Source organism: Stutzerimonas urumqiensis, from assembly GCF_003640395.1.
GTDB classification, from domain to species: Bacteria; Pseudomonadota; Gammaproteobacteria; order Pseudomonadales; family Pseudomonadaceae; genus Stutzerimonas; species Stutzerimonas urumqiensis.
Genome location: NZ_RBZQ01000005.1, coordinates 107,581 through 122,465, shown reverse-complemented (window position 1 = coordinate 122,465; position 14,885 = coordinate 107,581). Strand labels below are relative to the sequence as shown.

Annotated in this window: 9 protein-coding genes; 8 read left to right on the top strand and 1 reads right to left on the bottom strand. The window is 66.2% G+C overall.

The window, feature by feature from the left end:
* The first annotated feature begins 378 nt into the window (after positions 1–378).
* From D7325_RS11345 to nahK, 8 genes are all read left to right on the top strand, one after another.
* On the top strand, positions 379–1,404 hold the full coding sequence (locus D7325_RS11345) for an amino acid ABC transporter substrate-binding protein (RefSeq protein ID WP_120995752.1): 1,026 nt from the start codon (positions 379–381) through the stop codon (positions 1,402–1,404).
* Between the two features lie 78 nt (positions 1,405–1,482).
* Positions 1,483–2,667, top strand: a complete 1,185-nt coding sequence (locus D7325_RS11340) for an amino acid ABC transporter permease (RefSeq protein WP_120995750.1) — start codon at positions 1,483–1,485, stop codon at positions 2,665–2,667.
* 9 nt (positions 2,668–2,676) lie between these two features.
* Positions 2,677–3,774: an amino acid ABC transporter permease gene (locus D7325_RS11335; RefSeq protein WP_120995748.1), complete on the top strand. Its 1,098-nt coding sequence runs from the start codon at positions 2,677–2,679 to the stop codon at positions 3,772–3,774.
* Between the two features lie 9 nt (positions 3,775–3,783).
* Positions 3,784–4,548 carry an amino acid ABC transporter ATP-binding protein gene (locus D7325_RS11330; RefSeq protein WP_120995746.1) on the top strand — a complete coding sequence of 255 codons (765 nt, stop codon included), beginning with the start codon at positions 3,784–3,786 and terminating at the stop codon, positions 4,546–4,548.
* A 199-nt stretch (positions 4,549–4,747) separates the two neighbouring features.
* Positions 4,748–8,644, top strand: a complete 3,897-nt coding sequence (purL, locus tag D7325_RS11325) for a phosphoribosylformylglycinamidine synthase (RefSeq protein WP_120995744.1) — start codon at positions 4,748–4,750, stop codon at positions 8,642–8,644.
* A 194-nt stretch (positions 8,645–8,838) separates the two neighbouring features.
* Positions 8,839–9,156, top strand: a complete 318-nt coding sequence (locus D7325_RS11320; protein WP_120995742.1) for a YqfO family protein — start codon at positions 8,839–8,841, stop codon at positions 9,154–9,156.
* A 154-nt stretch (positions 9,157–9,310) separates the two neighbouring features.
* The gene (gene nosP, locus D7325_RS11315) at positions 9,311–10,453 is read left to right on the top strand and encodes a nitric oxide-sensing protein NosP (protein ID WP_162988044.1); all 1,143 of its coding nucleotides are present in this window, start codon (positions 9,311–9,313) and stop codon (positions 10,451–10,453) included.
* Complete coding sequence (gene nahK, locus D7325_RS11310; RefSeq protein ID WP_120995738.1) at positions 10,383–13,019, top strand: hybrid sensor histidine kinase/response regulator NahK/ErcS'; 2,637 nt, start codon at positions 10,383–10,385, stop codon at positions 13,017–13,019. Before nosP ends, nahK begins: the two co-directional genes overlap by 71 nt.
* 3 nt (positions 13,020–13,022) lie before the next feature.
* Here nahK and D7325_RS11305 read toward each other — a convergent pair whose 3' ends face one another.
* Positions 13,023–14,867: an ABC transporter ATP-binding protein gene (locus tag D7325_RS11305; protein WP_120996124.1), complete on the bottom strand. Its 1,845-nt coding sequence runs from the start codon at positions 14,865–14,867 to the stop codon at positions 13,023–13,025.
* Positions 14,868–14,885: the final 18 nt, after the last annotated feature.

The window sequence follows — 14,885 nt, the reverse complement described above, 5'->3', positions numbered from 1 at the left end:
AATGGCTCCAGATCGGGGCATTCGGCTACACGTTGGGGCGAGCGCAGGCTCGCGATGCGGCTCGCAGGTTACCCGGTCCGGCGTGTTCCGGCGAACGAGCGGCGCGGGGCGCGGCGGTACGGCTGCGCGCGGCGGCGACTCTATGCCGGCTGGTATGACGCTTGCTTGAAGCGAAATGGCGCCGCTTCGCTCGACCGGCGGCGAGGATTTTTCGCAGGGGAGGCAACAGCGCGGCCTTCGACCATTGGCGAACCGTGCCAGGGGTTGCCGTTCGTCAGTCAGCAACTAGACTGTCCGGCAAGCTTCGTGGCCGACACGCAATGGTCCGGTCGCGCGCTGCTTCACTCCGCGAAAATAAAAAACACATTGGAGGTTCAGATGAAGATCAAATCCACGCTGGCTGTTCTCTCGGCGGCAGTGGCACTGGGGGTGGGCGCCAATGCCCATGCTGGCGCCACGCTCGATGCGGTCAAGAACAACGGCTTCGTGCAGTGCGGCATCAGCGACGGGCTTCCGGGCTTCTCCTATGCCGACGCGAAGGGCCAGTACAAGGGAATCGATGTGGATATCTGCCGGGCCGTGGCCGCCGCCCTGTTCGGCGACGCGAGCAAGGTCAAGTACAGCCCGCTGACCGCCAAGGAGCGCTTCACCGCGCTGCAATCGGGCGAAGTGGACATGCTTTCGCGCAACACCACCTGGACCAGCTCGCGCGATGCGGCGATGGGCCTGAACTTCACCGGCGTGACCTACTACGACGGCCAGGGCTTCCTGGTGAACAAGGAGCTCGGCGTCAAGAGCGCCAAGGAGCTGGACGGGGCGACCGTCTGTATCCAGGCCGGGACGACCACCGAGCTGAACCTGTCCGACTACTTCCGTGCCAACGGCATGAACTACACGCCCATCACCTACGACACCTCGGATGAAAGCGCCAAGTCGCTCGAGTCCGGTCGTTGCGATGTGCTGACCTCCGACCAGTCGCAGCTCTATGCGCAGCGCATCAAGCTGGCCAACCCCGAGCAGTACATCGTGCTGCCGGAAGTCATCTCCAAGGAGCCGCTCGGCCCGGCCGTACGCCAGGGTGACGAAGAATGGTTCGACATCGTGCGCTGGACGCTCTTTGCGATGCTCAACGCGGAGGAACTGGGCATCAACTCGAGCAACGTCGAGGAAATGGCCAAGACGACCAAGAACCCCGACGTCGCACGGCTGCTTGGTGCCGAAGGTGAATACGGCAAGGACCTCAACCTGCCGAAGGACTGGGCCGTCCAGATCATCAAACAGGTTGGCAACTATGGCGAGGTCTTCGCGCGCAACGTCGGTGCCGACAGCGACCTGAAGATCGAGCGCGGCCTGAACGCCCTCTGGAAAGACGGTGGTCTGCAATACGCGCCTCCGGTGCGTTGACCTTTCGGTCGCCGTGGCGACCGCAAACCGTTGATAGACGCACCGGCACCTGGCCGGTGCGTCGCGTGGGGGCTTTGAATGCGTACGACCCTAGACGCCACGCCTGCGCGCGGCTCGCTCCTGAGCGATCCCCGTGCACGCGCCTGGCTATTCCAGATCATTGCCGTCGCCGCCGTGGTCGGCATCGGCTGGTATCTCTTCCATAACACCCAGACCAACCTCGCCAACCGCGGCATCACCTCCGGGTTCGGCTTTCTCGACAATGCCGCCGGCTTCGGCATTTCCCAACACCTGATCGATTACAGCGAGAGCGACAGCTATGGCCGGGTGTTCTGGATCGGCTTGCTCAACACGCTGCTGGTCAGCGTGCTTGGTATCGTCCTGGCGACGATCCTGGGCTTCATCCTCGGCGTGGCGCGGCTTTCGTCGAACTGGCTGATCCGCCAGCTGGCGACCATCTACATCGAGACCTTCCGCAATATCCCGCCGCTGCTGCAGATCTTCTTCTTCTATTTCGCTGTGCTGGCGCCCTTGCCGGGTCCGCGTGACAGCCTCTCGCTGGCGGACATGTTCTTCGTCAACAACCGAGGGCTGCAAATGCCGGCCCCGCTGGCCGCGCCCGGCATGTGGCCGTTCCTGGTCGCCATCGCGGTAGCCGTGCTCGCGGTGGTGATCTTCGCGGTCTGGGCGAAAGGCCTGCGACACGCCACGGGCAAGCGGTTGCCGGTGTTCTGGGTGAGCCTGGCGATCCTGCTGGTGGTCCCCGGCCTGACGGTGATGATCGTCGGCGCGCCGTTCGACTGGGAGATTCCCGAGTTGCGGCGCTTCAACATACGCGGTGGCTGGGTGGTGATCCCGGAGCTGGTTTCGATCGTGCTGGCGCTGTCGATCTACACCGCGGCCTTCATCGGCGAAACGGTGCGGGCGGGCATCCAGTCGGTCAGCCACGGGCAGACCGAGGCGGCCAGCTCGCTCGGACTGAGCGGTGGCCAGACCCTGCGCCTGGTGATCATCCCGCAGGCGCTACGGGTGATCATCCCTCCGCTGACGAGCCAGTACCTGAACCTGGCGAAGAACTCGTCGCTCGCCGCCGCCATCGGGTACCCCGACATGGTGTCGCTGTTCGCCGGTACCGTCCTCAACCAGACGGGGCAGGCGATCGAGACGATGGCGATCACCATGAGCGTGTACCTGGCCATCAGCATCAGCATTTCGCTGCTGATGAACTGGTACAACAAGCGCATCGCGCTGATCGAACGCTAGGGAGGGCGCATGACCGCACATACGTTCAAGCCGGACCTTCCGGCACCGACCACCAGCATCGGCGCACTGGGCTGGATTCGCGCCAACCTGTTGTCGAGCTGGTTCAACGCGGCCCTGACGCTGCTGGGGCTGTACCTGCTCTGGCTCATCGTGCCGCCGCTTCTACAGTGGGCGATCTTCCAGGCCGACTGGACCGGCACCACGCGGCAGGACTGCACCCGGGAAGGTGCCTGCTGGGTCTTCATCCAGTCGCGCTTCGCCCAGTTCATGTATGGCTTCTACCCGCCGGAGCTGCGTTGGCGCGTCGACCTGGCGGCAGTGCTGGCGATCGCCGGTGCGGCGCCGCTGTTCATCAAGGCGATGCCGCACAAGGTGCGCTACGGGATCGGCTACCTGCTGGTCTACCCGCTGGTGGCCTACTGGCTGCTGCACGGCGGCTTTCTAGGCCTGGAAACCGTGCCGAGCACCCGCTGGGGCGGGCTGATGCTGACCATCGTGATCGCTGCCGTCGGCATCGCCGGCGCGCTGCCGCTGGGCATCATGCTGGCGCTGGGACGACGCTCCGACATGCCGGCGATCCGTGTCATCTGCGTGACCTTCATCGAGTTCTGGCGCGGGGTGCCGCTGATTACGGTGCTGTTCATGTCGTCGGTGATGCTGCCGCTGTTCCTGCCGGTCGAGATGAACCTCGACAAGCTGCTGCGGGCGATGGTGATGGTGGTCTTCTTCGAGGCGGCCTACGTCGCCGAAGTCGTGCGCGGCGGCCTCCAGGCCATTCCGAAGGGCCAGTACGAAGCCGCGGCGGCGATGGGCCTGGGCTATTGGCGCAGCATGGTGCTGGTGATCCTGCCGCAGGCGCTCAAGCTCGTCATTCCGGGCCTGGTGAACACCTTCATCGCGCTGTTCAAGGACACGAGCCTGGTGATCATCATCGGCCTGTTCGACTTCCTGAACAGCATCAAGCGCGCCACCACCGATCCCGCCTGGCTGGGCATGTCCACCGAAGGCTATGTCTTCGCGGCGCTCGTCTACTGGATTTTCTGTTTCGGCATGTCCCGCTACTCCATGCACCTGGAGCGCAAGCTGGATACCGGCCACAAGCATTGAGGAGCTGACATGAACGACGTACAGGCAAAACCGGCGGCCGATCCGCTGATGATCGAGATGGAGGGCGTGAACAAGTGGTACGGCCAGTTCCACGTACTCAAGGACATCAACCTCAGGGTCCGGCAGGGCGAGCGCATCGTGCTCTGCGGGCCGTCCGGCTCGGGCAAGTCGACGACCATCCGCTGTCTGAATCGGCTGGAAGAGCACCAGCAGGGGCGCATCGTGGTCGACGGCCATGAACTGACCAGCGATCTCAAGCGCATCGAGGCGATACGCAGCGAGGTTGGGATGGTGTTCCAGCACTTCAACCTGTTCCCGCACCTGACCGTGCTGCAGAACTGCACGCTGGCACCCATGTGGGTGCGCAAGATGCCCAAGCGCGAGGCCGAGGAAATCGCCATGCAGTACCTCGAGCGGGTACGCATTCCCGAGCAGGCGGGCAAGTTTCCGGGGCAGCTCTCGGGCGGCCAGCAGCAGCGCGTGGCCATCGCCCGGGCGCTGTGCATGCGGCCCAAGATCATGCTTTTCGACGAGCCGACCTCGGCGCTCGACCCGGAGATGGTGAAGGAGGTGCTCGACACCATGATTGGGCTGGCCGAGGACGGCATGACCATGCTCTGCGTGACCCACGAGATGGGCTTCGCGCGCACGGTCGCCAACCGCGTGATCTTCATGGACAAGGGCGAGATCGTCGAACAGGCGGCGCCGGACGTGTTCTTCACCAACCCGGAGAACGAGCGGACCAAGCTGTTCCTCAGTCAGATACTGCACTAGGGCCACGGGCGGCAGGCTGGAGGCGCCGCTTCCGGCCATGCCGTGGCGGGCAGGCAGGCGTGTGCATGCGGCACGCCTTGCCGCGCCTCTGCTTGAGCCGACCTGTTCGCCGCCCGTCGCCTGTTCTCCTTTAGCCTCGGCGCTGCTGTTCGGCTAGAATGCACGGCCTCATGCCACCCCTCCCGAGGCTGTTCCGACGATGTTGATCCTGCGCGGTGCTCCCGCACTTTCCGCCTTCCGTCACGGCAAATTGCTGGCCCAACTGACCCAGAAGGTCCCCGCGGTTCGCGGCCTTTACGCCGAGTTCGCACACTTCGCCGAAACCCTCGGAACGCTCGGGGAAACCGAACAGCAGGTGCTGGCCCGTCTGCTTCGTTATGGCCCCAGCGTGCCGGTGCAGGAGCCTACGGGCCGTCTGCTGCTGGTGGTGCCGCGCTTCGGCACCATTTCGCCCTGGTCGAGCAAGGCCACCGATATCGCCCACAACTGCGGCCTGGGCGCCATCCAGCGGCTGGAGCGCGGCATCGCCTACTACCTGGAGGGTGACCTCTCGGATGCCGACGTGGCCGCCGCGTCGGCCCTGCTGCACGACCGCATGACCCAACTGGTGCTCAGCCGTTTCGAAGAGGCCGAACCCTTGTTCAGCCACGCGGAGCCCCGCCCACTGACGGCGGTCGATGTGCTGGGCGGCGGACGCCCGGCGCTGGAACAGGCGAATGTCACGCTCGGCCTGGCGCTGGCGGACGATGAGATCGATTACCTGGTCAAGGCCTTCCAGGGCCTGGGTCGCAACCCGCACGACATCGAACTGATGATGTTCGCCCAGGCGAACTCCGAGCATTGCCGGCACAAGATCTTCAACGCCAGCTGGGATATCGACGGCGAGAGCCAGGAGAAGTCCCTGTTCGGCATGATCAAGAACACCTTCCAGATGCACGGCGAAGGCGTGCTCTCGGCCTACAAGGACAACGCCGCTGTCATCGTCGGCCACCCGGCGGGCCGCTTCTTCCCCGAGCCGGACAGCGCCCAGTACGCCGCGCATCAGGAGCCGGTGCACATCCTGATGAAGGTCGAGACCCACAACCACCCGACCGCCATCGCGCCGTTTCCGGGCGCATCGACCGGCTCCGGCGGCGAGATTCGCGACGAGGGTGCGACCGGCCGTGGCGCCAAGCCGAAGGCGGGCCTGACCGGCTTCACCGTTTCCAACCTGAACATCCCCGGTTTCGAGCAGCCCTGGGAAAAGCCCTACGGCAAGCCCGAGCGCATCGTCACGCCGCTGGACATCATGATCGAAGGCCCGCTGGGCGGTGCCGCGTTCAACAACGAGTTCGGCCGACCGGCGCTCAACGGCTATTTCCGCACCTTCGAGCAGGCCATCCAGACGCCGCGCGGCGAAGAAGTGCGCGGCTATCACAAGCCGATCATGCTCGCCGGTGGCATGGGCAACATCCGCGAAGAGCACGTGCAGAAGGCCGAAATCTCGGTCGGCGCCAAGCTGATCGTGCTGGGCGGCCCGGCCATGCTTATCGGCCTGGGCGGCGGCGCGGCCTCGTCGATGGCCACCGGTGCGAGTTCGGCGGACCTCGATTTCGCCTCCGTGCAGCGCGACAACCCGGAGATGGAGCGCCGCTGCCAGGAAGTGATCGACCGCTGTTGGCAGCTGGGCGAGCACAACCCCATCAAGTTCATCCATGACGTGGGTGCCGGCGGCCTCTCCAATGCCTTCCCCGAGCTGGTCAACGACGGCGGGCGCGGCGGCCGCTTCGAGCTGCGCAACATTCCCAACGACGAGCCGGGCATGGCGCCGCACGAAATCTGGTGCAACGAATCGCAGGAGCGCTACGTGCTCTCGGTCGATGCAGCGGATTACGAGCGCTTCAAGGCCATCTGCGAGCGCGAGCGCTGCCCCTTTGCCGTGGTGGGCGAGGCGACCGCCGAGCCTCACCTGACCGTGGCCGACAGCCACTTCGGCAACAAGCCGGTCGACATGCCGCTCGAAGTGCTGCTCGGCAAACCGCCGCGCATGCACCGCAGCGCCAGTCGCGAGGCCTTGCCGGGCGATGACTTCGATCCCGCGCAGGTCGACCTGGCCGAGGCGGTCAGCCGTGTCCTGCACCACCCCGCGGTGGCCAGCAAGAGCTTCCTGATCACCATCGGCGACCGCAGCATCACCGGCCAGGTCGTTCGCGATCAGATGGTCGGCCCCTGGCAGGTGCCGGTTGCCGACTGCGCCGTGACGGCCACCAGCTACGACGTCCATACCGGCGAGGCGATGGCGATGGGCGAGCGCACGCCGCTGGCGCTGCTCGACGCGCCGGCCTCCGGTCGCATGGCCATCGGTGAAACGCTGACCAACCTGGCCGCCGCACCGATCGAAAAACTCGGCGACATCAAACTCTCCGCCAACTGGATGGCCGCTGCCGGCCACCCGGGCGAAGACGCGCGCCTGTACGACACCGTCCGCGCGGTAGGCATGGACCTGTGTCCGGCGCTGGGCATCACCATCCCGGTGGGCAAGGACTCGATGTCCATGAAGACCCGCTGGAACGAGGCGGGCACCGACAAGAGCGTCACCTCGCCGTTGTCGCTGATCGTCTCCGGCTTCGCCCCGGTCAGCGACGTGCGCCGCACGCTCACCCCGCAATTGCGGCTGGACAAGGGCGAGACCGACCTGATTCTCATCGACCTGGGCCGCGGCCAGGCGCGCATGGGCGGTTCGATCCTGGCGCAGGTGTACGGGCAGATCGGCCGCCAGGCGCCGGACGTCGATGATGCCGAAGACCTCAAGGCCTTTTTCGCCGTGATCCAGGGACTCAATGGCGACGGCAAGCTGCTGGCCTATCACGACCGCTCCGATGGCGGCCTGCTGACGACCGTGCTGGAGATGGCCTTCGCCGGGCATTGCGGGCTCAACCTGTCCCTCGACGGGCTGGTGCAGGATGCCAGCGAGATCGGCGCGTTGCTGTTCAACGAAGAGCTCGGCGCGGTGATCCAGGTGCGGCAGGACGATACCGAGGAAGTGCTTGCCCAGTTCAGCGCCGCCGGCCTGGAAGAGTGCGTCATGGTGATCGGCCAGCCGATCAACAATGCCGAGGTGCGGGTCCTGTTCGATCACCGCGAGGCGTTCAGCGCCGACCGCCGCGCGCTCCAGCGCCAGTGGGCGGAAACCAGCTACCGCATCCAGCGCCTGCGCGACAACGCCGAATGCGCCGACGAAGAGTTCGAGCTGCTGCTGGACGAGGAAAACCCCGGCCTGAGCGTCAAGCTTGGTTATGACGTCAACGAAGACATCGCCGCGCCCTACATCAGGACCGGTGTCCGCCCGCAGGTGGCGATCCTGCGCGAGCAGGGCGTCAACGGTCAGACCGAGATGGCCGCCGCCTTCGATCGGGCGGGCTTCGCCGCGATCGACGTGCACATGAGCGACATTCTCTCCGGGCGCGTCACGCTGGACCGCTTCAAGGGCCTGGTCGCCTGCGGTGGTTTCTCCTATGGCGACGTGCTCGGTGCGGGCGAGGGCTGGGCCAAGTCGATCCTGTTCAATACGCGCGCACGCGATGCGTTCAGCGCCTTCTTCGAGCGCAAGGACAGCTTCGGTCTCGGCATCTGCAACGGCTGTCAGATGCTGTCCAACCTGCATGAGCTGATTCCGGGCAGCGATGTCTGGCCGCACTTCGTGCGCAACCGCTCGGAGCAGTTCGAAGCGCGTGTGGCCATGGTGCAGATTCAGGAGTCGCCGTCGATCTTCCTGCAAGGCATGGCCGGTTCGCGCATGCCGATCGCGATCGCGCACGGTGAAGGCCATGCGGAATTCGAAAGCGAAGAGGCGCTGCTCGAGGCGGACCTCTCCGGCTGCGTCGCCGTCCGGCTCGTGGACAACCACGGCAAGGTGACCGAACGCTACCCGGCGAACCCCAGCGGCTCGCCGCGCGGCATCACCGGCCTGACCACGCGCGACGGTCGCGTCACCATCATGATGCCGCACCCCGAGCGGGTGTTCCGCGCCGTGACCAACTCCTGGCGCCCGGACGACTGGCAGGAAGACGGCGCCTGGATGCGCATGTTCCGCAACGCACGGGTCTGGGTCGATTGACCGCCCGCACCCTGTAGAACCCGATGTGCCAGGCTTCACAGCCTGGCACATTCGTTTCTGGCGGGCCGAACAGGTGCCGTTTCGCGGGTTCCAACTAGTCGGTTCCCTCTTTGCTGTCGCCCGGATGCGACAGTCGATGGCAGCAGTGCCCGGTCGGGATACCGGTGCATGCCGTGATCTTTCGGAGTTGTCCGATGTACAAGCTGTGCTTCTACGTACCCGAATCCCATCTCGATGACGTGAAGAAGGCAGTGTTCGGTGCCGGTGGCGGTCGTATCGGCGCCTATGACAGTTGCTGCTGGCAGGCCCTCGGCCAGGGCCAGTTCCGTCCGCTGGAAGGCAGCCAGCCCTATCTCGGTCAGGTCGGCCAGCTCGAGCGGGTCGCCGAATGGAAGGTCGAGCTGGTCGTCGCCGACGAGCTGATCCACGACGTGGTCAAGGCGCTCAAGCGCGCCCATCCTTACGAGACACCGGCCTTCGAAGTCTGGCGTCTGTCCGACATGGTGTTCTGATTCCCGATGCCGCCATCGCCAGGCGCAGCGATCGCTACCTTGGCAGTGCGGCTCCGGTACTGAAGTAGCATTTGCCGGCCTTTTCCGCTCCCTAGAATGGGGTTGTCCGTCGGATAGCCAAGGGGCATGGCCGGTGTCGCACGAACAGAACGAAATGCTGCGCACCGCCATGTCGCAGGCGCCGGATGCCGAGACCGTCGCGCAGGACCTGGCCCGCCAGCTGATTCACCCGCACCTCGGCTTCGTGCTGTTCTTCTGTTCGGCCGAATACGACCTGCAGGCGCTGGGCGATTCGCTGCGGCACTACTTCGGCGGCGTGAGGCTGGTCGGTTGCACGACGGCCGGAGAGATCACCTCGCAGGGCTACGGTCGTGGCTGCGTCAGCGCGATCGGCTTCGACCACCGCAGCTTTTCCATCGCCTGCGGGCTGATCGACGAGATGGATCGCTTCAACCTGTTCGAGGCCCAGCAGCTGGTCGAGCGGCTGGTGGGCGATTGCCGCAGCAATTCGCTGGCCCCGATCAAGGACCACAGCTTCGCCCTGACCCTGCTCGATGGCCTGTCGAGCCGCGAGGAAGTGGTGCTCGCGGCGCTGAGCGCGGCGTTCGGCAGCATTCCTCATTTCGGCGGCTCGGCCGGCGACGACAACCACCTCACCAACACGCACGTCTACTACGACGGTCGCTTCCACAGCGGGGCGGCGGCGGTGGTGCTGATCAATACCTGGCTGGATTTCGAGGTGTTCACCACTCATCACATCCTGCCCAGGGATGAAAAGCTGGTGGTGACCCACGCCGACAGCCACGCGCGACGGGTTTTCGAGCTCAACGCCGAGCCGGCGGCGGACGAATACGCGCGGTTGATCGGCGTGCCGGTCGAGTCGCTTGATCACCGCGTGTTCGCCGCCCACCCGCTGGCGGTACGCATCAACGAACGCTATTACGTGCGCTCGATCCAGAAGGCCCACCCGGACGGCAGCCTGACGTTCTACTGCGCCGTCGAGACCGGCATCGTGCTGACGGCCATGCGAACCGGTCCACTGATGCCGAACCTGGAGGCCGTATTCGAGCGGCTCGAACAGCGCCTGGGACCGCCGCTGCTGACCATCGGCTGCGACTGTTTCCTGCGGCGCCTGGAAGTCGAAGCCACGGCGACGGTGGCGCAGGCGTCTGCCTTTCTTCGTCGGCAGCGGGTGATCGGTTTCAACACCTACGGGGAACAGTTCAATGGCATGCATATCAACCAGACCTTCACCGGCGTCGCCATCGGCCGCCCGAGAGGCCGGGCCTGTCGCTGAGCTGGAGGCCCGGGTCGCCGCGCTCGAACACGACAATGCCAAGCTGCGACGCATCAATGCGGCGCTGATCGAACGCATCGAATCCAGCGGCTCGGTGCGGGACGCGTCCTACACCGCGTTCCAGCATTCGGTGGTGCTCGCCGAACAGGTGCGCGAACGAACCGATGCGCTGAACCAGGCGATGGGCGAGTTGCGCGCCAGCAACCAGCTGCTCAGCGATGCCCGCTTGCGCGCCGAGACGGCCCATCAACACCTCATCGACGCGATCGAGAGCATTTCCGATGGCTTCGTGCTGTTCGACCGGGAACAGCGCATCGTGCTGTTCAACAGCCGGTTCAAGTCCTTCTGGGCCAAGACCCGCGCGCGTATCACCGCCGGCACACGGCTGTCGGAAGTGCGGCGGCTGGCGAGCAGCTCCGGGCTGATCGTCGAGGAACACCCCGGCAGCGGCACCGAGCCGACGCTCTACCGCCTGCGCAATGGGCGCTGGGTGCAGGTCAGCGAGCGGCCGACCCGCGAGGGCGGCCGGGTGATCCTCTACACCGACATCACCGAGGTGAAGCAGAGCGAGACCATCCGCCGCGAGCAGGCGCTGGCGCAGAAGTCGCACCTGCTGCAACGCGCCGTCGACAACCTGTCGCAAGGCGTGGCGATGGTGAATACCGAGGGAGCGCTGGAGCTGTGGAACCGGCGCTTTCTCGAACTGTGCGGGCTGGCGCCGATCCAGGCTCACCGCGCGTTCGAGGAGGTGATGGCCGAGAGCGAGCTGCGGCTGCTCACGCCCGCGAGTCGCGATGACGCCGGGCGACCCATTCGCGAGCTGGAGCAACGGCTGTTCGACGGCCGCATGCTGGAAATTCGCACCCATCCGCTACCGGCCGGCGGCTACGTCAACACCTTCACCGACATCACCGAGCGCTATCGCCATGCCGAGGCGCTGCGCGAGAGCGAGCGCTGGATTCGGCTGATCACGGACCACGTTCCGGCGCTGATCGCCTACCTGGACGCCAACCTGGTGTACGAATTCACCAACAAGGTCTACGAGGAGTGGTACTGCTGGCCACGCGGCGCAATGCTCGGCCAAAGCCTGCGGGACGTCCACAGCGAGGCGCAGTGGCGGCGTCTGGAACCTTACGTCGACCGCGCCCTGGCCGGCGAGAGCGTCAGCTTCGAGATGGCCGAGGCCAACCACGCCGGGCAGGAGCGCTACATGCTGCGGTCCTACGTACCCAACTGCCAGGCCAATGGCGAGGTGGTGGGCATCTTCGTGCTCATCCGCGACATCACCGACCGCCGCCGCACCGCCGAAGCCTTGCACAAGGCCTACCAGAACCTCGAGCAGCGCGTCCGCGAGCGCACCGCCGAACTCATGGAACTGAACGACCAGCTACGGCTGGAGATCGACGAACGTACCCAGGTGGAAGGCCGTCTGCGCGAGGCCAAACGGGAGGCCGAGCTGGCCAACCTGTCGAAGACCAAGTTTCTGGCGGCGGTGAGCCACGACCTGCTGCAGCCCCTCAATGCGGCGCGCCTGTTCACCAGCGCCTTGCTCGAACAGCGCGATCCGGGGCGCAACACCGCGCTGATCCGCAACGTCAGCAATTCGCTGGAAGACGTCGAAAACCTGCTCGGCACGCTGGTCGATATCTCCAAGCTGGATGCCGGCGTGATCAAGCCGGACATCGCTCCCTTCGCCGTCAGCGAACTGCTCGGCAACCTGGCCGAGGAGTACCGCCAGCTCGCCCGCGCGGAGGGCTTGCAGCTGCACTTCGTGGCCTGCTCGGCGCTCGTGCGCAGCGACATCCAGTTGCTTGCGCGCATCCTGCGCAACCTGCTGACCAACGCCATTCGCTACACCCCGCAGGGGCGCATCCTGCTGGGTTGCCGGCGTCACGCCAGGCGGCTGTCGATCGAGGTGTGGGACACCGGCGTCGGCATCCCCGAGGACAAGCTCGACGAGATATTCCTCGAGTTCAAACGCGGCGATGGGGTACGGCGGAACCAGGATCGCGGGTTGGGCCTGGGCCTGGCGATCGTCGACAAGATCGCGCGCATGCTGGGCCATCGCATTCGCGTCCGCTCCCGGCCGGGCCGGGGCTCGTGCTTTGCCGTCGAGGTGCCGCTGGCCCGCCGTGCACCGCCGGCGCGGCCCGAACCGAGCGCGCCCGAACAGGTGCTGCAGCGGCTCGAAGGTGCGCGCGTCTGGGTGCTCGATAACGATGCGGCGATCTGCGCCGGCATGCGCACCTTGCTCGAGGGCTGGGGCTGCCGGGTGGTCACGGCGTTGTCGCAGGAGGATCTGGGGCGGCAGGTCGATGGCTTTCACGCCGAGGCCGATCTCCTGATCGCCGATTACCACCTGGACAACGGGCACAACGGGATCGACGCCGTGGCTGCCGTCAACGCGCGGCGTGCCAGCCCACTGCCGGCGCTGATGATCACCGCCAACTACTCGAACGAACTCAAGCAGCAGGTGAGGGCGCTCGGCCACACGCTCATGCACAAGCCGGTGCGTCCGATGAAGCTGAAGACGGCCATGAGCCACCTGCTGGCGCGGGGTGGCTGAGCGTCAATCGACGCCGACGAAGCCGCCGGTCTGGTGGCGCCACAACCGCGCGTAGAGCCCGCCGGCTGCCACCAGCTCGGCGTGGCTGCCGGTCTCGACGATCCGGCCGCCCTCCATCACTACCAGCCGATCCATCCGCGCGATGGTCGACAGGCGATGCGCGATGGCGATCACCGTCTTGCCTTGCATGAGCGTCTCGAGGCTGTCCTGGATGGCCGCCTCGGTTTCCGAATCCAGCGCCGAGGTCGCTTCGTCGAGCACCAGAATAGGCGCGTCCTTGAGCAGCATGCGGGCGATCGCGATGCGCTGGCGCTGCCCGCCGGACAGCTTTACGCCGCGCTCGCCGACTTGCGCGTCCAGACCGCTGCGGCCCTCGGCGTCGCGCAGCAACGGGACGAAGGTGTCGGCGCGGGCCTGGGCCAGCGCGGCCATGATCGCCTCGTCGCTGGCGTCGGGGCGGCCGTAGCGAAGGTTGTCGCGGATCGAGCGGTGCAGCAGCGAGGTGTCCTGCGTGACCATGCCGATCTGCGCGCGCAGGCTGTCCTGGGTTCCCTCGGCGATGTCCTGGCCATCGACGAGAATGCGCCCGCCGTGCAGGTCGTAGAGGCGCAGGAGCAGGGCGACGAGGGTCGACTTGCCCGCGCCGGACGGACCGACCAGGCCGATCTTCTCGCCGGGCGCGACGGTCAGGTCCAGGCCCTCGATGACGGCCGGACCGGTCGGTGCGGCCTCGCCATAGCGGAAGGTCACCGCTTCGAAGCGGACTTCACCGTGCGTGACCCGGAGCGGGCGGGCGTCGGGGCGGTCGGTCACCGTGAGCGGGTGGATCAGGGTCTTCATGCCGTCCTGCACGGTGCCGACGTTGTCGAAGATGCCGCTGACCACCCACATGATCCACTCGGACATGCCGATGATGCGGATCACCAGGCCCGTGGCGAGCGCGATGGCGCCGGTCGTGATCCGGCCCTCGCTCCACAGCCACAACGCCAGCCCGACGGTCGAGGCGATGAGCAGGCCGTTGAGGCAGGTGATGCTGATGTCCATGCCGGTGATCACGCGCGACTGGCGCTGGAAGCGGCCGACCAGGTCCTGCATGGCCGCGCGCGCGTAGCCTTCTTCCTCGCGCGTATGGGCGAACAGCTTGAGCGTGAGGATGTTCGTGTAGCCGTCGACCACGCGTCCCATCACGCGCGAACGTCCGGCCGAGGCTTCGGCGGAGCGCCGGCGGACCCGCGGCACGAAGAGGCACAGGGCGGTGACGTAGCCGACTATCCAGAGCGCCAACGGCAGGACCAGACGCAGGTCCGCCTCGGCGAAGAGCACCAGCGCGCTGCCCGTGTAGATGACGACGTGCCAGAGCGCGTCGACCACCTGGACCGCCGATTCGCGCAGCGAGGGGCCGGTCTGCATCACGCGCTGGGCGATGCGACCGGCGAAGTCGTTCTGGAAGAAGCCCAGGCTCTGGCGGAGCAGGTAGCGGTGGTTCTGCCAGCGGATCAGGTTGGTCAGGCTCGGGCTGAGCGCCTGGTGCAGCAGCAGGTCATGCAGGCCGAAGGCGAGCGGGCGCAGCAGCAAGGTCACCACCGCCATCCAGATCAGCGTCCCTCGATGTTCTTCGAAGAAGCGCGCCGCCGAGGTGGTCTGTGCCAGATCGATTAGCCGCCCGAGGAATTCGAACAGGGCGACCTCGATCAGCGCGACGAAGAAGCCGACCACCAGCAGCGCCAGCATCACCGGCCAGACTTGCCGCAGGTAATGCAGGTAGAAGCCGACGACGCCGGCCGGCGGCATATGCGCGGGTGCGTCCCGGAAGGGGTCAATCAGGCGTTCGAAGCGTTTGAAGGGCATGCGTTGACGCCGCCGCGA